Source organism: Caproiciproducens sp. NJN-50 (assembly GCF_004103755.1).
GTDB lineage: Bacteria > Bacillota > Clostridia > Oscillospirales > Acutalibacteraceae > Caproicibacter.
In genome coordinates, this window is record NZ_CP035283.1 from 1,490,376 (window position 1) to 1,513,487 (window position 23,112).

20 protein-coding genes and 1 tRNA gene are annotated in these 23,112 nt (G+C 53.4%); 18 read left to right on the forward strand and 3 right to left on the reverse strand.

Going from position 1 to position 23,112, the window contains the following annotated elements; all coding sequences use genetic code 11:
- Nucleotides 1-8 precede the first annotated feature (8 nt).
- From EQM14_RS07150 to EQM14_RS07205, 12 genes are all read left to right on the forward strand, one after another.
- Entirely contained in the window at nucleotides 9-548 is a 540-nt protein-coding gene (locus tag EQM14_RS07150; RefSeq protein WP_128742305.1) for a DJ-1 family glyoxalase III, read from the forward strand.
- Nucleotides 545-1,138, forward strand: coding sequence for a 5-formyltetrahydrofolate cyclo-ligase (locus tag EQM14_RS07155; RefSeq protein ID WP_243112698.1), 594 nt, complete (start codon nucleotides 545-547; stop codon nucleotides 1,136-1,138). Before EQM14_RS07150 ends, EQM14_RS07155 begins: the two co-directional genes overlap by 4 nt.
- Nucleotides 1,139-1,159: 21 nt before the next feature.
- Nucleotides 1,160-2,461, forward strand: a complete 1,302-nt coding sequence (gene mltG / locus EQM14_RS07160) for an endolytic transglycosylase MltG (protein WP_128742307.1) — start codon at nucleotides 1,160-1,162, stop codon at nucleotides 2,459-2,461.
- The gene (locus EQM14_RS07165; protein WP_128742308.1) at nucleotides 2,458-3,690 is read left to right on the forward strand and encodes a peptidase U32 family protein; all 1,233 of its coding nucleotides are present in this window, start codon (nucleotides 2,458-2,460) and stop codon (nucleotides 3,688-3,690) included. The genes mltG and EQM14_RS07165 overlap by 4 nt, the downstream gene beginning before the upstream one ends.
- A gap of 45 nt (nucleotides 3,691-3,735) precedes the next feature.
- A complete protein-coding gene (locus EQM14_RS07170) occupies nucleotides 3,736-5,334 on the forward strand; it encodes a peptidoglycan D,D-transpeptidase FtsI family protein (protein WP_164919000.1) in 1,599 nt (532 codons plus the stop codon).
- A gap of 341 nt (nucleotides 5,335-5,675) precedes the next feature.
- A complete protein-coding gene (gene alaS / locus EQM14_RS07175) occupies nucleotides 5,676-8,315 on the forward strand; it encodes an alanine--tRNA ligase (protein ID WP_128742310.1) in 2,640 nt (879 codons plus the stop codon).
- Nucleotides 8,316-8,359: 44 nt separating this feature from the next.
- On the forward strand, nucleotides 8,360-8,698 hold the full coding sequence (locus tag EQM14_RS07180) for a histidine triad nucleotide-binding protein (protein ID WP_128742311.1): 339 nt from the start codon (nucleotides 8,360-8,362) through the stop codon (nucleotides 8,696-8,698).
- Between the two features lie 36 nt (nucleotides 8,699-8,734).
- On the forward strand, nucleotides 8,735-9,277 hold the full coding sequence (locus tag EQM14_RS07185; RefSeq protein ID WP_128742312.1) for a phosphoribosyltransferase family protein: 543 nt from the start codon (nucleotides 8,735-8,737) through the stop codon (nucleotides 9,275-9,277).
- 23 nt (nucleotides 9,278-9,300) lie between these two features.
- Complete coding sequence (locus tag EQM14_RS07190) at nucleotides 9,301-11,529, forward strand: ComEC/Rec2 family competence protein (RefSeq protein WP_128742313.1); 2,229 nt, start codon at nucleotides 9,301-9,303, stop codon at nucleotides 11,527-11,529.
- Complete coding sequence (gene holA, locus EQM14_RS07195) at nucleotides 11,529-12,581, forward strand: DNA polymerase III subunit delta (RefSeq protein ID WP_128742314.1); 1,053 nt, start codon at nucleotides 11,529-11,531, stop codon at nucleotides 12,579-12,581. The genes EQM14_RS07190 and holA overlap by 1 nt, the downstream gene beginning before the upstream one ends.
- Nucleotides 12,578-13,162 carry a toprim domain-containing protein gene (locus EQM14_RS07200; RefSeq protein WP_128742315.1) on the forward strand — a complete coding sequence of 195 codons (585 nt, stop codon included), beginning with the start codon at nucleotides 12,578-12,580 and terminating at the stop codon, nucleotides 13,160-13,162. The genes holA and EQM14_RS07200 overlap by 4 nt, the downstream gene beginning before the upstream one ends.
- 60 nt (nucleotides 13,163-13,222) lie before the next feature.
- Nucleotides 13,223-13,307: transfer RNA gene (locus EQM14_RS07205), tRNA-Leu, on the forward strand.
- Nucleotides 13,308-13,537: 230 nt separating this feature from the next.
- Here EQM14_RS07205 and EQM14_RS07210 read toward each other — a convergent pair.
- Complete coding sequence (locus EQM14_RS07210) at nucleotides 13,538-14,443, reverse strand: PhzF family isomerase (RefSeq protein ID WP_128742316.1); 906 nt, start codon at nucleotides 14,441-14,443, stop codon at nucleotides 13,538-13,540.
- A 120-nt stretch (nucleotides 14,444-14,563) separates the two neighbouring features.
- On the opposite strand from EQM14_RS07210, the gene EQM14_RS07215 reads away from it, so the two are divergent.
- Nucleotides 14,564-14,905 carry a winged helix-turn-helix transcriptional regulator gene (locus EQM14_RS07215; protein WP_128742317.1) on the forward strand — a complete coding sequence of 114 codons (342 nt, stop codon included), beginning with the start codon at nucleotides 14,564-14,566 and terminating at the stop codon, nucleotides 14,903-14,905.
- A 513-nt stretch (nucleotides 14,906-15,418) separates the two neighbouring features.
- Here EQM14_RS07215 and EQM14_RS07220 read toward each other — a convergent pair.
- Together EQM14_RS07220 and EQM14_RS07225 are read right to left on the reverse strand one after the other, a co-directional pair.
- Nucleotides 15,419-15,967, reverse strand: coding sequence for a flavodoxin family protein (locus EQM14_RS07220; protein ID WP_128742318.1), 549 nt, complete (start codon nucleotides 15,965-15,967; stop codon nucleotides 15,419-15,421).
- Complete coding sequence (locus EQM14_RS07225) at nucleotides 15,964-16,575, reverse strand: sugar O-acetyltransferase (protein WP_128742319.1); 612 nt, start codon at nucleotides 16,573-16,575, stop codon at nucleotides 15,964-15,966. Before EQM14_RS07225 ends, EQM14_RS07220 begins: the two co-directional genes overlap by 4 nt.
- A gap of 104 nt (nucleotides 16,576-16,679) precedes the next feature.
- Here EQM14_RS07225 and EQM14_RS07230 point away from each other — a divergent pair, with 104 nt between their 5' ends.
- The 5 genes from EQM14_RS07230 (at nucleotide 16,680) to EQM14_RS07250 (ending at nucleotide 23,105) form a co-directional block, all read left to right on the forward strand.
- The gene (locus EQM14_RS07230) at nucleotides 16,680-17,048 is read left to right on the forward strand and encodes a winged helix-turn-helix transcriptional regulator (protein WP_128742320.1); all 369 of its coding nucleotides are present in this window, start codon (nucleotides 16,680-16,682) and stop codon (nucleotides 17,046-17,048) included.
- 562 nt (nucleotides 17,049-17,610) lie between these two features.
- Nucleotides 17,611-18,960: an enolase C-terminal domain-like protein gene (locus EQM14_RS07235; RefSeq protein ID WP_128742321.1), complete on the forward strand. Its 1,350-nt coding sequence runs from the start codon at nucleotides 17,611-17,613 to the stop codon at nucleotides 18,958-18,960.
- Between the two features lie 36 nt (nucleotides 18,961-18,996).
- The gene (locus EQM14_RS07240; protein ID WP_164919001.1) at nucleotides 18,997-20,958 is read left to right on the forward strand and encodes a sigma 54-interacting transcriptional regulator; all 1,962 of its coding nucleotides are present in this window, start codon (nucleotides 18,997-18,999) and stop codon (nucleotides 20,956-20,958) included.
- Between the two features lie 131 nt (nucleotides 20,959-21,089).
- Nucleotides 21,090-21,584 carry a tripartite tricarboxylate transporter TctB family protein gene (locus EQM14_RS07245; RefSeq protein ID WP_128742323.1) on the forward strand — a complete coding sequence of 165 codons (495 nt, stop codon included), beginning with the start codon at nucleotides 21,090-21,092 and terminating at the stop codon, nucleotides 21,582-21,584.
- Between the two features lie 12 nt (nucleotides 21,585-21,596).
- Nucleotides 21,597-23,105 carry a tripartite tricarboxylate transporter permease gene (locus tag EQM14_RS07250; protein WP_128742324.1) on the forward strand — a complete coding sequence of 503 codons (1,509 nt, stop codon included), beginning with the start codon at nucleotides 21,597-21,599 and terminating at the stop codon, nucleotides 23,103-23,105.
- Nucleotides 23,106-23,112: the final 7 nt, after the last annotated feature.

The following is a 23,112-nucleotide window of genomic DNA, read 5'->3' on the forward strand; positions in this document are numbered from 1 at the left end:
GAGTACCCATGATTTATTTGTTCCTTGCACAAGGATTTGAAGAAACGGAAGCGATTGTTCCATTGGATCTGCTGCGCCGTGCCGGCGCCGAGGTAAAGACCGTCGGGGTCGGCGGTAAGAGGATCACCGGTTCTCATGGAATCGAAGTGGCCGCGGACTTGGAGGACGGGGAGATTGACCTGCAGAATATGGAAATGGTGATTCTTCCGGGCGGGATGCCCGGAACGCGTAATCTGGAAAATTCGCCGATGGTAAGAGCCAGTGTCAGCTACTGCGCCCGGAACGGAAAAAAGATCGCCGCCATCTGTGCGGCTCCATCCATCCTGGGGCATATGGATCTGCTCTCCGGCCACAGCGCCGTTTGCTTTCCAGGGTATGAAAAGGACTTGACCGGAGCCGAAGTGAAAATGGACCCCGTTTGCGTCAGCGGTGATTTGATCACTGCGCGCGGCGCGGGAGTCGCGGTTCTCTTCGGCTTGAAACTGGTGGAGGTGCTTTTCGGAAAACAGAAGTCGGACGAAATCAAAGAAAAGGTTCAGTGTGTGTGAAGAATATTAAAGAAGTAAAGAAAAATCTGCGCGCGCAGTACAGGCAATACCGGGAGCGGATGAATCCGGTAAAAAAGTCACAGCATGATGCGGCCATTCTCAGCCGGTTCCTTTCTCTCAGGGAATATGAGAATGCGCGGACAGTTTTTACTTATGTCAGCAAGCCGATCGAAGTTGATACCACCGGGCTGATCCGTTCCGTCATCGATTCCGGAAGGAAGGTCGCGGTCCCGCTCTGTTTCCCCGAAACATGCGGAATGAAATTTTATGAGATCCATTCTTTGGAGGAACTGACCGCCGGAGCCTATGGAGTCATGGAGCCTGTGCCGGAAAACAGCGGGCCGGCGGTGGAACCCTCCGGGAACAGCATCTGCATTGTTCCCGGTTTCAGTTTCGATTCCCAGGGGTACCGCCTTGGGTACGGCAAAGGATATTACGACCGGTTTCTGTCGGAATTTAAAGGGATGACCGTCGGCCTTTGCTATGCCGGCTGCGTGAAGCTGGACCTTCCGCACGGATATTACGACAGACCGGTCGACATTCTCATAACAGAAAAATACGTTCGAAGGATGGCAGAAAAAAGGATCTGATTCAGGGAAAGGAGGAAAGATATGAACGATGATGAGCATCTGGCCGAGCGCATGCACAAAGAAAAAGTCGAAAATTTTCGCCTCCGGATGAACGAAGGCGGAGAGGAGGAATTGCCTGAGGAGGAGATATACAGCGGAGGTTCCGCAAGGCAGCCTGATTCCGACTCCGTAATCAACAGCTACAGCGATGTCAGAGAAGGCGAAAACGAGCAGCCCTCTGCCCAGCAGAGGGCCGCGGAACTTCATCGGCTGCGGAACCGTGAAAAGGGCGGCAAAAACAGGCACTTTTTCCGGCTTGTATGGTTTATCATGGTTCTGTTTGTCTCTCTCCTTCTTGCGCGTTATCTGGTTGCGGGCGTCAACGATATGCTGGCGATCGGAAGGGAGAGCCTTGACGTGACGGTCGATATTCCGCAGAAAGCGACACCGCATCAGGTTGCGCAGGCGCTTTATCAGGACGGGGTGATCCGCGACGAGGATTTTTTCCTGCTCTATGCCGCGCTGACGAAAGCCCCGGAGCAGTTCAGCGGCGGCAGTTTTCAGGTGCGGACCGATATGGATTATGAAGCCCTGATCACTTCGATTCAGTCCAATGCCAATCGGGTGGATACCATAAAGCTGACGTTCCGCGAGGGCATGAACGCGCTGGAGGTAGCCGAACTGCTGCGGCAGAACGGAGTGTGTTCTGAAAAGGATGCGGAGGCGGTCTTCAACAGCGACAGCCTCAATGAGAATTTCGATATGCTTCAGCAGATCACGAATGCGTCGGACCGCTATTATCAGCTTGAGGGATATCTGTTCCCGGATACTTATGAGTTTTTTAAAAATGAGAATCCGGAGCAGGCAATCACGAAGCTGGTCAGCAACTGCAACCGCAAATTGACGAAACAGATTCGGGAGAAGGCCTCGGACGAAGGCATGACGCTGGATCAGATGCTGACGCTCGCCTCCATGATCCAGGCGGAAGCCGCCGACAAGGACGATATGTACAAGGTTTCCAGCGTGTTTCACAACCGCCTGAAGAGCCAAAAGTCCGAACTGATGCATCTGGATTCCGACCCGACGACGTATTATCCTTACCGCAAGAAATCCCTGGTTCCTGAAAATATCCGCGGCACCTATCAAAGCAAATACGACACCTATACCATCGAGGGCCTTCCGCCCGGACCGATCTGCAATCCGGGAATGGACGCGATTGACGCCGCGCTGAATCCGTCTTCCACCGGCTACTATTATTTTTGTCACGATGCGGACGGAAAAGCCTATTATGCCAAGACGGCGAGTCAGCATCAGGCGAACCTGAAGAAAGCGGGCCTGCGATGACCGCGCAAAAAACAGGAAGCCCGGAGCTTCTGGCTCCCGCGGGGGACAGGGAGCGGCTGGAAGCGGCGGTGAGGTTCGGCGCCGACGCGGTCTACCTGGCCGGCAAAGAATTCGGCATGCGGACCGCCTCTCCGAACTTCGGAGAGGACGAACTCGCATCGGCCGTCCTCTATGCTCACGGCGCGGGCGTGAAGGTATATCTGACCTGCAATGCCATCGCTCACAATGACGAACTGAAGCGTTTGCCGGATTTTTTCCGGATGGCCGTCGAAGCGGGAGTGGATGCGCTGATTCTGACGGACCTCGGCGTCCTTCGCCTGGCCCGGCGCTGTGCGCCGGACCTGCCGGTGCATATTTCCACGCAGGCGGGAGTTGTCAACCGTGAAGCCGCGAATGCGTTCTATGAGCTGGGCGCAAAACGGATTGTTCTGGCCCGCGAGCTCAGCCTTCCGGAAATTGCGGAAATCAGGGCAAATACTCCAAAGAACCTGGAACTGGAGGCTTTTGTGCACGGCTCCATGTGCGTCTCTTTCTCGGGGAGGTGTCTGCTTTCCAGCTACCTGACCGGCCGCGACGCCAACCGGGGCGACTGCGCGCAGCCATGCCGATGGAAGTATGCCCTCACGGAGGAGAAACGGCCAGGCCAGTATTTCCCGATTTCGGAGGACGGGGACGGAACCTATCTCCTCAACTCCAGAGATATGAATATGCTGGAGCATCTTCCGGAACTGTCCGATGCCGGCGTCGGCTCGTTCAAAATCGAGGGGCGCGCCAAATCGGCCTATTATGCGGCTGTCGTTACAAATGCCTACCGGCACGCGATCGATTTCTTTGAGCAACATTCCGGAGACCAGCTGCCCGCGTGGATCCCGCAGGAATTGGAAAAGGTCAGCCACCGCGCCTACAGCACCGGCTTCTATTTGGGCGGCGAGCCCGGGCAGGTTCTGGAAAACGGGGGATATGTGCGCAGCTATGAGGAGATCGCGGTCTGCACGGGCCGCACCGGGACCCGTGCCGTCCTTTCCCAGCGAAACCGCTTTTTTCGCGGCGACGAGGCCGACGTGCTGGAACCCGGCGCGGAACCGTATTCTCTCAGGATGGACCGCATTTTCGACGAGACCGGCGAGCCGCTTGAGACCGTGAACCACGCCGCGATGACGGTCCTGCTCGAAACGGTCCGGGAAATTCCGCCCGGATCGATCTTCCGCAGAAAAATAAATCATGATTAAAAAATCCCTCCACTGGCAAAGATAGCCTAGATGGAGGGATCCTTTATGGGAAAGCGCACCATTGCATTTTTCTCCGTTCTGATGCTGGGGATGTTTCTGACCGTTCTGATGGTCTATCGGATTTCGAACGGGACGGAGCTCGCGCAGACGGCGGAAAGGCAGTCCGATTACAAACTAACGGTGGCGGCCACGCGGGGGACGATCTATGACTGCAACCTTTCCGCCCTGACCGGGACAGAACAAAAATATGTCGCCGCCGTAGTTCCGGGAATTGAAACGACGGCGGCGCTCGGCCGCATTCTTCCGGCTGCCCGGATGGAAAGCCTTTATGATACGCTGAGCGCCGGACGGCCTTTTACACTGCAGCTTCCCTCGAAAACCAAGCAGGAGGGAATCGACGTTTTCACCGTGCAGGAACGGTATTCCAATTCCGGAATGGCGGTTCATATTTTGGGGTATCTGGATGGTTCGGGAAAAGGCGCCGCCGGAATTGAAAAAGCGTATGACTCTCTCCTTGGCGGCAACAAAGGGCGGATCACCGTGACCTATAAGGTCGATGCACTCAACCGTGTTCTGGCCGGTGAAGAGAAGCAGGTCAGCGATACGACCGCTCTTGGGAAAAGCGGGGTATCCCTGACATTGGACAAATACGTTCAGACAGTCGCGGAACAGGCCGCGGACCGATACCTGACCAAGGGCGCGATTGTGATCATGGAAGTCCCTACGGGCGAGATCCGCGCGATGGCCAGCCGGCCTTCCTACGATCAGAATGACGTCGCCTCCGTCCTGAAAGAGAAGGATTCTCCGCTGCTGAACCGCGCGGTGTCGGCTTACAGCGTCGGTTCCGTTTTCAAGCTCGCCGCGGCTGCGGCGGCCCTTGAATACGGGATTTCCCCCGATTACACCTACACCTGCACCGGGGGGATCAATGTGGACGGCGGGATTTTCCATTGCTATAATTCGGAAAGTCATGGAGCGGAAAATATGAAGAAGGCCATCGCAAATTCCTGCAACACGTATTTTGTAAGCCTAATGCAGCAGGTCCCGCAGCAAAATTTTCTCAATATGGCCCACTCTCTTGGATTCGGACAGTCGTTTCAGCTCGCGCCCGGCCTTTCCTCCGATACGGGAGTTCTGCCGACGCTGAAAAGCCTGAGCATTCCACGGGCGCTCGCAAATTTTTCATTCGGGCAGGGAGAACTGACCGCGACGCCGCTGCAAGTCGCCGCAATGACCAATGCGATCGCTTCCGGCGGCCTGTTTGTCTCACCGAACCTGTATGATGGAACCGTCGACGAAAAGCTGGAATACACCGATCGCGCTCAGCGCCAGCAGGGAACGAGGGTGATGTCGGAAAACACCGCCCGGCTTCTGAGAGAATTTATGCAGGCTTCCATCGAAGGGGGGACCAGCAAGGAGGGAAAGCCGGACAAAGGCGGAGCGGGAGCGAAAACCGCAACGGCGCAGACCGGAAAATATGTCGATGGAACAGAGCTGGTGGAATCCTGGTTCACGGGCTTTTTCCCGTACGATGATCCGCGGTACGTCGTCACCATTTTCGAGGAGGGCGGAGACGGCGGAGGCCGGACCTGCGGGCCGGCTTTCAAAGAAATTGCGGACGAACTGTATCAGGTCATCGGCTGATTGCCGCTAAAAAGGCGGATTGACAATTGCGGGAAAACGGATTATAATCAAATATATTGCAGCAGTAACAACTGAACGGCGACGAAGGGCAGAAAATGCAGACCGGTCCGCGTCAGAGAGGAAATCCGAGGCTGGAAGATTTCCGCGGAAAGGATGCGTTTAGCCGGCCCGGAGCTCCGCGGCGGGGAACCGCGGCGTTTTTCCGCGTTAAGGAAGCGAAAGAGGCGTCCCTCGATGGGCGCAATTTGGGTGGTACCACGGATTTTTCCGTCCCATGGGGGCGGGGAAGTCTATTTTTTTGCAATGATCGCCGATTTTAGACGAATGGAGATTCTTAGAATATGAAATGGACAGGATTAAATGAACTGCGTGAAATTTTTCTATCGTATTTTGAATCGAAGGGACATCTGCGGCTCCCCAGCTTTCCGCTGATTCCCAAAGATGACAACAGCCTGCTTCTGATCAATTCCGGCATGGCACCGATGAAAAAGTATTTCACCGGAGAGGTGACGCCTCCGCGCAAGCGCGTGACGACCTGTCAAAAATGCATCCGCACGCCGGACATCGAGCGCGTCGGAATCACGGCGCGGCACGGTACCTTTTTTGAAATGCTGGGCAACTTTTCCTTCGGAGACTATTTCAAGCATGAGGCGATCCCGTGGGCGTGGGAATTCTGCACGAAGGTGCTCGAACTGCCGGTCGACAAACTCTGGGTGACGATCTACCTCGACGACGACGAGGCGTATGACATCTGGGTCAACGAGGTGGGCGTCGACCCGAAGCATATCGTCCGGCTCGGCAAGGAGGACAACTTCTGGGAACACGGTTCCGGTCCGTGCGGCCCCTGCTCCGAAATCTATTTCGACCGCGGCGAGCAGTACGGCTGCGGCAAGCCGACCTGCGGCGTCGGCTGTGACTGCGACCGGTATGTCGAGTTCTGGAATGTTGTGTTTTCCCAGTTCGACAGCGACGGAAAGGGCAATTATCCGCCGATGGAACATCCGAACATCGACACCGGCATGGGCCTCGAGCGTCTGGCCTGCATCATGCAGGGAGTGGATAATCTGTTTCTGGTCGACACCGTTCAGAATATCATGAAGCATATCTGCAAAATAACGGGTGTGAATTACGGAGACGACCAGAAAAAGGATGTTTCCCTGCGGGTTATTACCGACCATATCCGCAGCACGGTGTTCATGATCGGCGACGGCGTGATGCCGTCGAATGAGGGGCGCGGCTATGTTCTTCGCCGTTTGCTGCGCAGGGCGGCGCGGCACGGCCGTTTACTTGGCGTTCATGACACGTTCCTGTGGCAGGTGGCGGACACCGTCATTGCGGAAAACTGTGGCGCGTATCCGGAACTTGCCGAAAAACGCGACATGATCGTAAAGCTTCTGCGCGTCGAGGAGGAGAGCTTCTCCAAGACCGTCGACCAGGGCCTTTCTCTGGTAAACGGGTATCTGGATGAAACGGTCAAAGCCGGAAGCAAAGTTTTCTCCGGCGCGGAGGCGTTCCTGCTCAGCGACACCTACGGGTTCCCAATCGACCTGACCAAGGAAATCGCGGCGGAGCGCGGCTTGGCGGTGGATGAGGAAGAGTTTGCCCGCCTGATGAGCGAGCAGAAGGAGCGTGCGCGCGCGGCGCGCAAAAACGCCGGTGCGGACGCCTGGGCGGGGGAGAATAACGCTCTGGACGGCGTGCCGGAAACGGTATTTGCCGGTTACAAGACCATGGAGACGGAAGGAAGGGTCCTCGCCATCCTGAGCGACGGGGAGCCCTGTGAATCCGCGACGGCCGGGGACGAGGTCGCCGTGATTCTTGATAAAACCTCTTTCTATGCCGAAAGCGGCGGGCAGGTGGGAGACACCGGCACGCTGGAATCCGACGGAGCGGTCCTGACGGTGACCGGCACGACGAAAAACCGTGCAAAGAATTTTTTGCATCGTGCGGTTGTCACGGCCGGGGAACTCCACGTGGGCGATATGGTCAAGACATCGGTGGACGCAAAGCGCAGGCTGGCGGTCATGCGCAATCACACGTCCGCACATCTGCTGCAGGCGGCGCTTCGAAGAGTCCTCGGCACGCACGTGGAGCAGGCGGGCCAGTTGGTCGACGAACACCGCGTCCGGTTCGACTTCACACATTTCTCGGCACTGACCGGAGAAGAACTGCGGCAGGTCGAGGCTCTTGTCAACCGCGAAATTCTGAGCGGCCTTTCTGTTGATTGCCGAGAGATGCCGATCGGGGAAGCGAAAAAGCTCGGTGCGATGGCGCTGTTCGGCGAAAAATACGGGAACGTCGTCCGAGTGGTTTCCGCCGGGGATTTCTCCCGCGAGTTCTGCGGCGGCACCCATATGGACAACACCGCGAAAATCGGGCTGTTCAAGATCATTTCGGAAAGCGGCATTGCGGCGGGCGTACGCCGCATCGAGGCCGTGACGGGCACGAATGTCCTCGCGTATCTCGATGAGACGGAGGGCGGGCTGCGTCGGGCCGCAGCGGCGCTGAAAGTGAATAATCCGGCCGAACTCGCTCAGAGGGCGGAGCAGGTCGCCTCGGAGCTCAAGGAGAAGGACCGCGAGATCGAATCGCTGAACGGCAAGCTGGCGTCGATGCGGATGGAAAGCCTGTTCGCGGGCGCGAAAGATATAGGGGGCGTGCGGCTCATCACGGCAAAGCTGGAAGGCGCGGACGCGGAAGCCCTCCGCCTGATGTGCGACCGCGTCAAGGAACACGCGCCCGATCTGGTCGCCGTGCTGGCGGGGGCGGAGAACGGCAGGGCCAACATCGCCGTCGCCTGCGCGCCGGAGGCGCAGAAAAAAGGCGCCCACGCCGGAAAGATCGTGAAGGAAGTAGCCTCGCTCGCAGGAGGCGGCGGGGGAGGCAGGCCGGACAGCGCCATGGCGGGCACCAAACACCCGGAAAAGCTGGACGAGGCGTTGGCTGCGGCTCAAAAAATTGTTGCCAATATGATAAAATAAGTTTATAATAAATTTTCGGAATCTGATGCAAAGGAGGATTTGCCTTGGATTGTGTATTCTGCAAAATTGCTGCGGGAGAAATCCCGTGTAAAAAGATTTACGAGGACGATCGGATTTTAGCTTTTTATGACCTGGAACCACAGGCGCCGGTTCATATCCTTTTGATTCCTAAAAATCACATTGGCTCCGTCGCTGAAATCACGCCGGAAAACAGTGCCGTTGTTGCCCATATCTACGAAGTCGCGGCCCGGCTTGCAAAGGAAAACAAGCTGGACGGCGGGTTCCGCGTTGTCTGCAACACAGGCGCGGACGGCGGCCAGTCGGTGCCGCATCTGCATTTTCATCTGCTGGGCGGGCGCTCGATGAAATGGCCTCCGGGCTGAAAGCGTCAGTTTATTTTGAAAGGTCGATCTTGTGCCATGAGTGAAAAGTACTACCATATGACGATCGCGGGATGCGAACGCGATCTGCCGATCTGCCCGATCGACGAGCACCTCGACATAGCGGGCTTTATTATGCTCGGAGATGTGGAGATCACGGAAAAATCCGCGGCGGCGCTGCTTGAAAGATGCCCGGAGCACGACGTGGTCGTGACCGCGGAAACCAAGGGAATCCCGCTTTGCTATGAAATGGCCCGGCAGGGATGCGGCAAATATGTCGTGGCCCGCAAAGGCGTGAAAGCGTACATGAGAAATCCAATTTCAGTGGAAGTCAAATCCATCACGACAGATCATGTTCAGAAGCTTTTCCTCTCGGAGGAAGACGAAAAAGTGATGCGCGGCAAACGCGTCCTGATTGTGGATGACGTCATCAGCACGGGGGAATCCCTCGCTGCGATGGAAAAGCTGGTGGACCTGTACGGCGGCAGGATCGTCGGCCGGGCCTGCGTGCTCGCGGAAGGCGACGCGAAGGACCGCAAGGACATCGTTTATCTGCAGCCTTTGCCGCTGTTTTTTAAGTAGGCAGCCTTTTTGGGGGAGATTATATGAGACGGCCGCTGGTGTTGGTGGGATTTTGCTATCTGCTGACGCTGGCGGCCGCGGTTTATCTGGGCGCCGAAAATTCGTATTATTTATTTTGGTGTTGCATTGCATTTTTCGCATTGTCTGTCTCCATTCGAAAAATGCGTGAAGTCATGGTGTTCCCTGCGGCGTTTCTGACGGCGGCGGTTGCATTTGGCTGCTTTGCGGGTTATTCCCGGGCGGCGGTCGAGCCGCCCCGTGTGTTGGACGGGGCGGATGCGGAAGTAAAGGGCACGGTCTGTGAGCTGCCGTATTCGCAGTACGGGCGGTGGTATTATGTGGTCAGACTTGATTCGGTTTCGGTGCCGGGCACGCCGCAGAAGTTTAAAATCCGTCTGTCCTCGCAGAATGAGCTTTCCGTCGGCCCTTATTCCCGCATCAGCTGCAAAGTGCACTTCTTTCGTCCGCAGGGAGGGGAGGGCTACAGTTCCGAGTCTTATTATGAGTCCCGGGGAATCCGGATGTTTGCTTATCTTTCCGGGCCCGGGAGGGTCTCCGTCATGCCGCCCGGTTCGAAACCTCCGTATTATTATGCCCTTCTGCTTCGTCAGGCGATGATTTCCTCCGTGGATTCGATGCTTCCGCAGCAGGAGGCATCCAGCCTGATCCGGGGAATGCTGCTCGGAGATAAAACTTCTTTGGGGACGGAGACGGAGGAAGATTTCCGTTCCGCCGGTGTTTCCCATCTGCTCGCCGTTTCCGGCCTTCATATGGCGACGATCGCCCAACTTTTGTTTCTGCTGTTTGGTCTTCTTCGGATTCCGAAACGGCGCTCCGCCCCGATCGCCGGAGCCGGAATTCTTTGTTTTATGGCGGTAACGGGTTTTGTCCCTTCCGTGGTGCGGAGCGGCATCATGTGTCTACTCTGCCTGGCGGCGCCTCTGATGTCCCGCCGTGCCGATCCGCTCAATTCACTTGGAGCGGCGGTTTTAATCCTTTGCCTGCCGAATCCGTATGCGGCTGCGGATGTGGGATTGCTGTTGTCCTTCTCAGCCACGCTGGGCCTCATTCTGTTTGCGGGGCCGATTCAGAACTGGCTTGACGGGCGCTTGGACCGGCTCCGGCCGCTGCGGCGGCTGACGCGGGGCATTGACGGGATCCTGGCGACGTCGGCGGCCGCGATTGTATCCACGCTGCCTGTGATGATTCTCTCGTTTGGAAGCGTTTCCCTGATCGCCCCGATTTCCAACCTGCTGATGCTGGTTCCGGCTTCGCTGATGATTTCCCTGTCCGCAGTTGGGGCGGTAATCGGTCTGTTTGCTCCTCAGTCGTTTCTTCTGATGCCGTTTGCGCTTTCCGGGGGATTGCTTTCCAAATATCTGCTGACCTGTGCCAAACTGTTGGCGAGAGTGCCTTTCGCAAGCGTTTCGGCTTCCTACGGCTATATTTTTCTGTGGCTGGCCGGTTCCATTCTGCTGTTTGCGGCGGCCTTCTCCGCGCACGGAGGCCGGCGGCTGACTTTGACTGCGGGGATTCTTTCCGCAGTGATGCTCGTCACGGGCATTCTGAGCTATGGAATCATCTCCCGCGGCGTGACCCGGATCGCCGCGCTCGACGTTGGAACGGGCCTTTCCGTGGCGGTTACCGAAAACGGACATTCCGCGGTGTTCGGATGCGGCGGGTACAATTCCAATAATATAAAAAAATATCTGTCCGGCAGAAATATCCGCAGCCTTGACGAACTGTGTCTTTTGACAAAAGACCATGAAGAGGACGTCAATTCCGCCGACTTGACAAAGCGGATTTCCGCAGATCATCTATCCATGCCGGAAGGCAGCCGGTATGACGGATTCGTTCAGGAGGCCGCAGCAGGTTCCAGATCGGATTTCTTAAAAGAAGATGCTTCATCGGAACAAGCATGGCAGAATATCGAAATCCAAAAGAGGAGCTGCAACGGCGGGATAGCCGTTCGAATGAAAGTCCAAAATGTTTCCGTCCTGTTGCTGCCGGCAGAAGCTGATGCCTCCGCGTTGCCTGAAAGCTGGCTGTCTCCGGATTTCCTGATCACGGACATGCTGCCTGGTGAAGCGGCGGGGCTTCATCCTCTTTGCACGATTCTGTCCATGGATGAGCAGGACCTTTGCAAGTTGCCGGCCCAGAATGGGAATCATACTTTCTGGACGGGCGGATTCGGGACAGTTGTGCTTGAACTGAGAGGGGACCGTATTTTATCGGTCGGGAGGGAATCATAATGCCGGAAATCACGGAGGCCGAACTGAAAAAGCAAATCGAACAATCAAATTTTGCCGGACTGTATTTTTTGTATGGGGAAGAAAAATATCTGGTGTCGCACTACATGAAAAAGCTTTCGGAAAAAGCATCCGGGCGGCAGTTTACCGACTTCAACTTTCAAAAGTTCGACGGTGGGGAGACCGGAGCGGACCGGATTGCGGAGGCCGCGCAGTCGCTTCCCTTTTTTGCGGAGCGGAAATGCGTGCTCGTTTCGGACCCCGATGCGGATTCGATGAAAACTGTGGAAGCGGAAAAATGGAAAGAAATGATTATGTCACTTCCGGAAACGACAGTCCTGGTTGTTGCCCTTCCCAATTTGGAGGTGGATGAAAAGAAGGGGAAGAACTGGAAGAAGCTGATTGATCTGATGAAAAGCAATGGAAACGTTGTACGCTTCGGCAGGCGCACGGATGCTCAGCTCCAAAAACTCCTCTGCTCCGGCGCGCAGAAGCGCGGATGCGTTCTATCGCCGCGCAATGCCGGCCGCCTTGTCGCCTGCTGCGGTTCCGACTTGACCGCGCTGTTCGGCGAATTGGAAAAGCTTTGCTCCTATGTCAAGCAGGGAGAAATCACGGAGCAGCTGATCGACGGGTTTGCTGTGAAAAATCTGGAAGCACGCGTTTTCGATCTTTCCAAGGCGGTACTTTCCGGTTCAGGCGACCGGGCCTATTCCATTTTGAATCTTCTTTTGGAGCAGGGGGAGGAACCGGTTGCAATCCTAGCGGTGCTTTCCTCGGCTTATCTTGACCTTTACCGTGTCCGGGCGTCGGTCCAGAGCGGCCTGAGCGCGACGGAGCCGGCGAAACACTTCGACTACGCCCGCAAGGAATTCCGCCTCAGGAATGCCGAACGCGATGCGGGGCGCTACCCGGACGGAATGTTCCGTGGAAGCCTAAAAGAACTTCTCGCGGCGGACATTGCGCTGAAAAGTTCCCGCGGCGACCGGCGCATTGTGCTGGAAAAATTGATTGCCAGGCTTCTGATTCTGGCCGAAAGGGGAAAAACAGCTTGATTCGCGTGAAGGAAGCGGTGATCGTAGAGGGAAAATATGATAAGATCAAGCTGTCTTCCCTGATCGACGGCCTGATCCTGCAAACGAACGGATTCCGGATTTTCAAGGACCCGGATCAAATGGCGCTGATTCGCTCTCTGGCTGATACCCGCGGCATCCTGATTTTGACGGACAGCGACGCAGCGGGATTTCTGATCCGCAATTACCTCTCCAGTTGCATCGCACCTGAAAAGATTCGCCATGCCTACATCCCGGATATTCTTGGAAAAGAAAAGAGAAAGCAAAAGCCTTCCCGCGAAGGGAAACTCGGTGTGGAAGGAGTGCCGGCGGAAATTTTAAAGCGGGCACTGCTGCGCGCGGGAGCCGGTGTGGAAGAGGAGCGGCTGCCTTTGGTGCGGCGGATCACGAAGGCGGATTTCTTTTTCTGCGGCTTATCCGGCGGTCCCTCAAGTTCAGAGAAGCGCGCCGCTCTGCTGAAGAGGCTTTCTCTTCCAGAGCATTTGTCCGCAAATGCTCTGCTGGAAGTGCTCAATGGAATCCTGAGCTATGAAGAATTTGCCCGGATTGCGGCGGAACTTTAAAAAACCGGCGATTTTGTGTTGACAAGCCAGCTGCAAAGATGATATAATACCTCTTGCTGAGCGCGAGTGCTGGAATTGGCAGACAGGCACGTTTGAGGGGCGTGTGTTGTATGACGTACGGGTTCAAGTCCCGTCTCGCGCACCATATTAAACCCGGAAAGCGGCATAAATGCTGGCTTTTCGGGTTTCTTTTTTGCATATTGACCCCAATGGGGTTTATTTGGGATTTACGGGGACAATTAATTTTAAGGTGCAATCAAACTTTTAGATCAAACCATGTGTCAGGGTTTGATCCGACGCATGACTTTTAACTTCTATTTGCAAATTATTATAACAACGCGCGGTTCAGAGGACTCTCCAATGTACATAAGACCATTAAATCTCTATTTTTGTTAAAAAGGCTATGGTAGCATTCCCGAAAATTTGGACGCTGATGGGTTGTTTGTCTGAAATAGATACTTTAACTGTCATGGTGCCCATTCTTCCGATCGCTTCGCCTTGAACTGCTTCAAATGAGAACTCATTTTTGGTATTGTCTGCAAACTCAAAATGAACAAGATATGCGCCGAGCGGCCCGTTAGCGTTACCGGTTACCGGGTCTTCCGGGATGCCGATAGCCGGTGCAAACATCCTTCCATGCACAAGCGGCTGCTTTTTGGTATCAAGTGTGAACACATAGTATCCGTTGCAGCCAATGGCATTGCTAATGCGAACCAGCGCGGATAAATCAGGGTTAAGATTTTGGAGCTGTTCAATTCGTCGAATTCCAACCATTACTTTAGAATGCCCGGTCGATGCAATGGCAATTGGACAGGACGGCAAAAGCTGGTCAGCTTCCAATCCCAGCGCAGATAGAATTTGTTTTTGAAAGTCCGGGGGTAACGGTTCGTCAATTTGGATTTTTCCTTGCGTCATAGCAATCCGGTAATCATCACCTTCCCGATAAATATCCACAGGTAATATCCCGGCGCCTGTTTTTTGCAAAACGCGAGTATGACCTTGCATATGTTTTTCCAATGCATTTGCATAGTGTGCCGCGATTGTTGCGTGTCCGCAAATCGGGACTTCCTTGGTTGGCGTGAAAAAGCGTACAAGCATATCATAGCCCCTGTGCTTTTCCGTAATGATAAACGCGGTTTCCGAATTGTTAAGTTCTCTGGCGATCTGCTGCATTTCCAAATCGGATAATCCGTCTGCATTTGTAACGACACCGGCCGGATTTCCGGTAAAACGTTTTTTTGTAAAAGCATCAATTTGATATATGTGATAGACTTTTTTCATAATACACATCTCCTATTAAATTTTGTCTTATCATATCAATTATACAATTTCAATATTTATACGCAAGAATGTACTTTGGGGTTCGTTGCTAACTACGGGGTAAGAATAAGGAGAATCCAGATGGCGGATAATAGTTTTCCAAATCAGACAGAGCGAAAAAAAGACTTTACCTGCTCCATCGGTTTTGCAATAACCGTAATCGGGAGTAAGTGGAGAGCCGTCATATTATGGCACATTATAAAGGGTTCCCCTGTGCGATACGGCGCATTGAAATTAAAAGTGCCTGGAATAAGTCATAAAGTGTTCACGGAAGAGCTAAAACATTTAAAAGCTGACCATCTGATTGAAAGGAAGGTGTATCCAACGATACCGCCCAAGGTCGAATACAGTATCACGGAATTGGGTCTGTCTTTAGAGCCCGCCTTAAAAGAATTGTGTAATTGGGGCAAAAAATACATGTAAAATCTGCTTGTCACAAGCATGTGAATATTGAAATCCCACTATTTTGAAAGAGGGAGATTATAAGCGTAAACGGAAGCGATGGCAAATGCTTTTTTGACCGGATATGCCATTGAAAAACCCGAAAGGCCGAACGAATGTCGGCCCTTCGGGCTGATGTAACAGATGATATTATTTTCGGTTTAAACGTGCAATTTCAGTAGCGGCACCGCCGCGATGTCCCCCGATGCATCGGTCTGCACCTTTCCGCTTTTTCGGAGCGAAGCGGAGAAACTGACAGTCTCGTGACTATTAAAGCCATAAGGTTTACGAATGTTGCCTGCTCGCGGGCTGTAGGACACGTAATGTGATTAACAGTTTTCGATGTGTCTTGAGACGCGTGCCAGTCTTATGTCCTTTCAGGGCTTGTGCACACCACGTATCCGCCGCGTAGTTTTGATTTAAACAACCATTTCCTGAAAAAAATTTGTCTGAGCAGTATTTTGTCAATAATCTGTCTGGAATAAGACAATGTTTTTATTTTAATGACAATCCCAGTTCTTCTGCCCTTTTCAGGGCATCTGTATGTAGAATATCTCCTTTCTCTACAACGGCTGGGATCAGCAGATGGGCGAGGTCAGTCCATTTCTGATAAGACGTGATCAATTCATAGGTCCTGACCAAACCATCAAAATCAGCTTTTTCTGGAGTCTCGGCGCAAGCGAGTAAAATGCTTTCTTTAATATTGCTCTGTCTGCCGCCGATAAGCAGCGCATACATTTTATCCAGAGCCGCTTTCAGCTGCGCCGGAAAAGTAAACCAATACATAGGTGTTGCAAGGACAAGCATATCGCTTTGCTCCATAAGCGGAGCCAACGTATTGAAATCGTCTCCGAACACGCAGGCTGCCCCTTTGGAGTAACATCTGTTGCAGGCTTTACAGCCATTTATTTTCTTTAAGCCGGTTTCATACTTTTTAACTGTATTTCCGGCGGCCTGCGCTCCTTTGATAAATGCATCTGCCATCAGGTCGCTGTTGCCCTCTTTTCTGGGACTGCCTGTAAGTACCAAGATTTTCTTACTCATTTTGATCCTTTCTTATATTCTTTTCGCTTTGTGTTCCAGTATTTGGAATCCTCGTCTGTGATGGGCCGCAGCACTTTGCAGGGATTTCCGGCTGCAATAACACCGCTTGGGATATCCTTTGTAACCACAGAACCGGAACCGATCACCACATTATTGCCTATGGTAGTACCGGGATTGATGACAGTGTTTCCGCCGACCCATACGTCGTTACCGATGGCCACGGGTTTTCCGTATTCCAAGCCGGTTGCCCGTACTTCTGCGTCAATAGGGTGTGCGGCCGTATAAACGCAGACACGAGGACCAAAGAGAACATGATCGCCGATGGTCACAGTGCACACATCAATAATGAGGCAGTCGTAATTGGCGTAGAAGTTTTCTCCCACAAAAATATGACAGCCATAGTCGCAATGGAAAGTCGGCTCAATCCAGATATTTTCACCTGTTAAACCAAATAATTCTTTCAAGTAAACGATACGCTTGCCAGACTCTTCCTCATTCGTTTGATTGAACAGGCGAATCAGACGTTTTGCATTTTGATTCATCCGTGCCAGTTCTTCGTCCTGTGCAATATACAGTCTGCCTGAAAGCATTTTTTCTTTTTCCGTCATAATCAATCCCCCTTTTAATTGACACTAAGACAAGGATAGCGTATATATATTATTAGTCAAGTACTTACATTCAAGATATATACTATACTGAGGGAGAGCGTAATATGGCGATTGAAAATTGCAGCCCGACAGGTGTGGCGATGGAAGATACCGGTTTCGGCTATACTCTGTCGATTATCGGCGGTAAATATAAAATGATTATCATGTATTGGCTTTCAGAGTATAAGCCGGTGCTGAGGTTTAACGAACTGAAGCGCTGTATTGGTACAATTACCTATAAAACGCTCAGCAATACGTTGAAAGAAATGGAAACCGATCAGTTAATCGTCCGCACAGAGTATCCCCAGATACCTCCAAAGGTAGAATATACTCTTTCAAAACGCGGAGAGTCCCTGATCCCCGTCTTGAATATGATGTGCGAATGGGGCGAGAGCAACCGACTGCCGCGAAAAAAACAGCCCATAGATAAATAAAACGCTTTCTGGCACGATCGATTTATTCGGCTTTTAGGCGTAAATACCGCCTAACTGCCCGTAAGCCCATGATACGGAGAGGGGAAATACCGCGGCAAAAGATGGCGCCGCCTGCGGGCACAATGCTTAAGAGGAATGCGGCAAATGCAGCTGCATTCCTTTTTTGCTGGCAGACGATTATCCGTTTATACCGGCTTGACACGGCCGTTATCTTATCCCAAAACATCGACAAGGAAATGACCTCTAGGCAGACAGGAGCATCACTGTTTACCTAGAGGTCTATTCACAGTCCGGAATCCTGCCAGCCGGCTTTGGGCAACCCGTGAACCGGCTGTCATTTGGCTCATATAAAAAAATAAATGGAATCGCCGCTCAAAACGGCAGAATATGAAATGTTGAAATAAAAAAATGAAACTTGAAATCGCAGAAATGCTTTTTTCCCACATCCTTCAAAAATCATGGAAGAAATTCATGTAATTGCGAATGGAAAGCCGATGAAAATAATGCTATTTTAAAATAGTGCTGGTGAAAAGAATAACAGCTAGAGGAGAAATGCTAAAATATGACTAATTCACCCATCATTACGGATATGAAAGTTATTCCCGTCGCCGGATATGACAGCATGCTGATGACGCTTTCTGGCGCACATGCGCCCTATTTTACGCGCAACCTTGTGGTCCTGGAGGATTCCTCCGGCCATCAGGGCATCGGAGAAATCCACGGGGGCGATTACACCTGCGATTCTCTGAATGCAGTAAAGCCTCTGGTGATTGGGCGTGAAATCGGGCAGTATCGCCGCGTTTTGCAGACCATTCATAAAATGGCGAGTTCCGGCAAAGATCTTGAGGGAGAAGGCATTCAGACGCTCGACATCTCAAAACTGAAATTTGTCGTGAAAAGCGAATGGGCAATCGAATGCGCGATGCTTGATTTGATGGGCCAATTTTTGGGCGTTCCGATGGCGGAGCTTTTGGGCGAAGGAGTGCAGAGAAAAAAAGTCGAAATGCTGGGTTACATGTTTTATGTTTCTGATAAATCCAAGTACAAAGCCGGTGACATTCGTTATTTGGATGAATCAGACAGCCCCGATCCGTGGTTCCGTATGCGCAGAGAGGAAATCCTCACCCCAGACCGGGTCGCGGAGGAGGCCCAGTGCCTGCATGAAAAATACGGGTTCCGGAATTTCAAGCTGAAGGGCGGCGTGCTGAAAGGCGCCGAGGAAATGGAGGCGCTGCGCAGGGTAAAGAAGCTGTTCCCGGAGGCCAGGGTGAACATCGACCCGAACGGCGCCTGGAGCCTTGAAGAGGCGATTGAGCTTTCCAAGGATATGCACGGCGTGATTACTTATATGGAGGATCCCTGCGGTCCTGAATCCGGATTTTCCGGCCGTGAGATCATGAGGGAATTCAAGAACGCAACGCAGTTCCAGGTGGCCACCAACATGATCGCCACGGACTGGCGGCAATTCTATCATACCGTCAGCCTGAACGCCTGCGACATCATTCTGGCCGATCCTCATTTCTGGGGCTTTGACGGCACGATCCGAATGGCGCAGCTTCTCAAAAGCTGGGGATTGACGTGGGGAGTACACTCCAACAATCATTTCGACATTACGCTGGCGGCATTTGCGCAGGTGGGCTGTGCGGCCCCGGGCGATCCTACTCCCCTGGATACGCACTGGGTGTGGCAGGACGGGCAAAACCTTTTGAAGGATACCCCGGTGATTCAGGACGGCTATTTGTCCCTTCCCTCCAAACCTGGTCTGGGAGTAACATTGGATATGGAAAAGGTCATGAAGGCAAACGAGTTTTATAACCGGCTGCCCAGTCATGACCGGAACGATGCGGCGGCAATGCAATTTTTGATTCCAAACTGGAGATACGATCACAAAAGGCCTGCTTTGGTACGCTAAGCTTGCTTGCCGCCTAAACGAAAAGGATGGATGCCAATGGCGAAGGTAATGTTTGTGTCGCCGCATATGGATATTCAGGACCTGGCCATGAAAGTGGCGTCGCAGGAAAGGCTCCAGCATTGTCAGCCCATTTTGTTTCGGGTGGTCGACGGCCGGGAAGTGCAGAGCGTAGCAGAGGAAGCCAAAAGTGAGCATGTGGACGTTATCATTGCCCGGGGACAACAGGCGCGCCTGATCAAGCAGATGGTGGAAATCCCGCTGGTGGAGCTGCTGCTGACCGGCCAGGAAATGGGCGTCATGGTGGATGCGGCGAAAAAAATGGTTCAGATGGAAAACCCGTCCATCGCGGTGGTAGGGCAGAGCAACATGTATTCCGATATGCAGGAGTTTGACCGGCTCTTTCACGTGCAGCTCAGACAGTATTTTGTTGAAGATTCAAATTATATTGAAGAGGCGGCGCGTCAGGCGCTTCAGGATGGCAGCGACGTGATCCTCGGTGGTGACATTGCATGCCAGTACGCGCAGAAGCATGGGGTGCCGAGTATGTTTGTCAACTCCGGGCGGGAAAGCATCGCCAATGCGCTGCGGCAGGCCGAGCTGGTTGCCCTCACCAGCGACCGGGAGAGGGAAAACACGGCGCAGATGCGTGCTTTGCTGGATTATTCTTTTAACGGTATTATATGGCTGGATCCCGCAGGCCGGGTTGTCAGTATGAACCACGTGGCGGAAAGCATGCTTGACCTCCGGCCTGGAATCGCGGCCGGGCGCATGGTGGACCGCCTGATCCCGGAACTGGACATGGAGATCTTTAACGAGGTGCTGCAGAAAGGCAAAGATATTTTCGCCCGTGTCATGCAGCTGCATGAAAGAACGTTTCTGGTGAATTTCGCCCCGATTCTGGTGGGGGAACAGGTGGGCGGCGTGATCCTTTCGCTGCAGGAAAGCGTCGCGCTTTCGCGCATGGAGTCCAATATCCGGCAGGCCATCTACCGGCAGGGTTTTGTGGCGGCCTTTCACTTTTCCGCATTTGAATACGTCCATTCCACAGCGATGAAGCAAGTCCTCAGTGCGGCGAAGATCTGCGCGAAATCCGACGCCCCGCTGCTGATCACCGGGCCGGAGGGGACGGAAAAAATGCAGCTTGCCCAGGCTGTGCACAATGAGAGCCGCCGCCGCGATCATTCGTTTGTGACGTTTCACTGCGGGTGCGTGGAACCCGGGCAGTGCAGTTTGGCGCTGTTTGGCCGCGGCGGACAGGACGAGGCTTCCCACGGCATGTTCGAATCCGCCAACGATGGGACGCTGCTGCTGGAAGATGTGGAGCATCTCAGCATGGACGCGCAGCGCCGGCTGCTGCATTACCTTCAGACGGGGACGTCCATCCCCTGCGGCGCCTACAGCCCGCAGAGACTTAACGTCCGCATCATCGCAATGACCGGCTGCGACCTTGGCCTGCGCATGGAACAGGGCGCCTTTTCCGCCAGCCTTTTTTACGCAATCGATGTTTTCAGCCTGAAGGTGCCGCCGCTGCAGGAAAGAAAGGAGGACCTGGATCCGCTGATCGACCGGACCATCAACGAGCTTGAGCATCGTTACAGCCGATACCTCAGCCTGACCAAGGATGCGAAACACGAGCTGATGGAATATGACTGGCCTGGAAATCTGCCGCAGCTAAGGGCCTTTTGTGAACGTCTGCTGCTGATGTCGCCCCACAGGAGCGTGAATGGGGACTATGTCCGTCATCTGCTGATGGAGGCTTATCCGGTGGTGTTGAACTTCCCGGTTCCCGCAAAGCAGGAGCTGGACAGCCCGGAGGCCGCTCTGCTGGCGCGGCTGATTGCGAAGTATGGCGGGGATCGCGAACGGATCGCACGGGAGCTGGGTATCAGCAAGACCACGCTCTGGCGCAGGATCAAAAAACTTGGCGTGGGCAAAGTCGACAAAAACGTCGGGCTGCTGGAACCGGATGACATCCCGCAGGGTCCGGGGAAGGGATAGTGGAAGATCCGCCGATCGTCGTTTCCAACTGCCCGCGCCGGAAAGAAGCTGAGGAAACAAAAATTCGGATTTTCGATCCGGCAGGATATTAAAGTGCTGCCGTGCCGCTGAATGAAATGGGAGGATGACAATTGAACTCTAAAAACAGTCTTTTTATGAAAAAGTATAACGATCTGGTTTTCGGCCTGATTATGCTGGCGATTGCCGCAGGATACCTGATCCTTACTCTTCAGATACCGATTACCGGGGGAATGTTCAACGGCAGATTTTTTCCTCTGATTATTGATCTGATCATGTTCCTGCTCACCGCTTTTCAATTTGGCGCTTATTTTAAAAACAAAGGCCGTGAGGCGAGCGAGAGCGGCGGTGAAAAAGACGGCAAAACGGTCTTCTACACCGTTGCGCTGATCGTTGCCTATATTGCTCTGATGCAGTATATCGGATTTGTTCTGTCGACCACCTTATACCTCTTCTTACAGTTTATCGTTATGACGCCGGCCGGCAAGAAAATCGGTTATGTAAAGTATGTGGTGATTGCGGCGGTTTCCAGCGTGGCGATTTATCTGGTATTCCGGTATACGGAGCTGAACGTGATGCTGCCGCAGGGCATCTTTACAATGATTTAAGGAGACTACAAAATGGAGTTGTTTATCAATGGCTTGGCGAATGTCCTTCAGCCGTACTGCTTTGCGCTGATGATCGTGGGAACAGTCATCGGCATCATTTTCGGGGCGATCCCGGGATTGTCGTCCGTTATGGCGATCGCGCTGTTTTTGCCGATGACCTACAGCATGGACCCGGCCATAGGAATGGGGCTTCTGCTGTCGCTCTATATCGGCTCTGTGTCCGGCGGACTTATTTCCGCCATTCTTCTCAAAATACCGGGCACTCCCTCTTCCGTCGCGACATGCTTTGACGGGCATCCCATGCTGGAGCACGGCGAGGGGATCAAGGCCTTGGGGACCGGCGTCGTTTTTTCCTTTCTTGGGACGATGTTCAGCATTGTCGTTTTGATTTTCCTTGCTCCTCAGATCGCAAAGGGCGCTTTGGCGTTCGGCCCTCATGAATACTTCTCGCTTTCTATTTTTGCTTTGTGCCTGATTGCCACTCTGTCTTCCGGTTCTATGGTCAAGGGTATCTTTTCCGGAACGCTGGGCCTGGCCTTTGCCACCATCGGCATCGCGCCGGTCAACGCGGTGCAGCGCTTTACATTCGGCAGCGTCGAGCTGAGCAGCGGATTCGACGTGCTGTCCGTACTGATTGGCCTGTTTGCGGTTTCTGAGATCATCAAAACGGCGGAGACCGCAAAAAACGGCGGGGATTCGCCGGTCGCGCAAATCGATTACAAACATATCAAGGGGTTCGGGTTTACCCTCAAAGAGTTTAAGGCGCAGCTTGGGAACGCCCTGATGGCTTCGCTGATCGGCACCGGCATCGGAATCCTGCCCGGCATTGGGGCCTCGACTTCCAACTTGGTTGCCTATTCCGCGATCAAGAATCATTCCAAACATCCGGAAAAATTCGGCACCGGAATCATGGACGGAGTCGTCGCGTCGGAAACGTCCAACAATGCGTCGATCGGCGGCGCCATGATCCCGCTGCTCACTCTGGGAATCCCGGGCGACGGCGTGACGGCAATCCTTTTAGGCGCGTTCATGGTGCACGGAATTGCTCCCGGGCCGTTGCTGTTCAGCTCGCAGGGCCAGCTGGTTTATGACATTTTTGCGGCCCTTTGCATTGCCGATATCCTGATGCTGCTGATCGAATTCTTTGGCTTGCGCGTTTTCGCGAAAATGCTTCAGGTTCCCAAATATATTCTGTTGCCGATTGTTTTTGTCTTTTGCGTGGTCGGCGCCTTCGCCTTATCCGGGCGCATGTTTGACGTTTGGGCTCTGCTGGCGTTTGGCGTAATCGGATATGTGTTTACCCGGTTCCATGTTCCGCAGGCTCCTATGGTAATTGGTTTCATTCTCGGTTCCATGACGGAAACAAACTTCCTGCGGGCGCTGATGCTTTCCGGCAACAGCTTTTCCGGGTTCTTTACGCAGCCGATCAGCGCCGTATTTCTCGGGTGTACAATCATTTACCTGGGCTGGAATGCACTGAAGGGAATGCGGAAAAAGAAAACCGCCGAAAACGCCGGATGATTTCCGG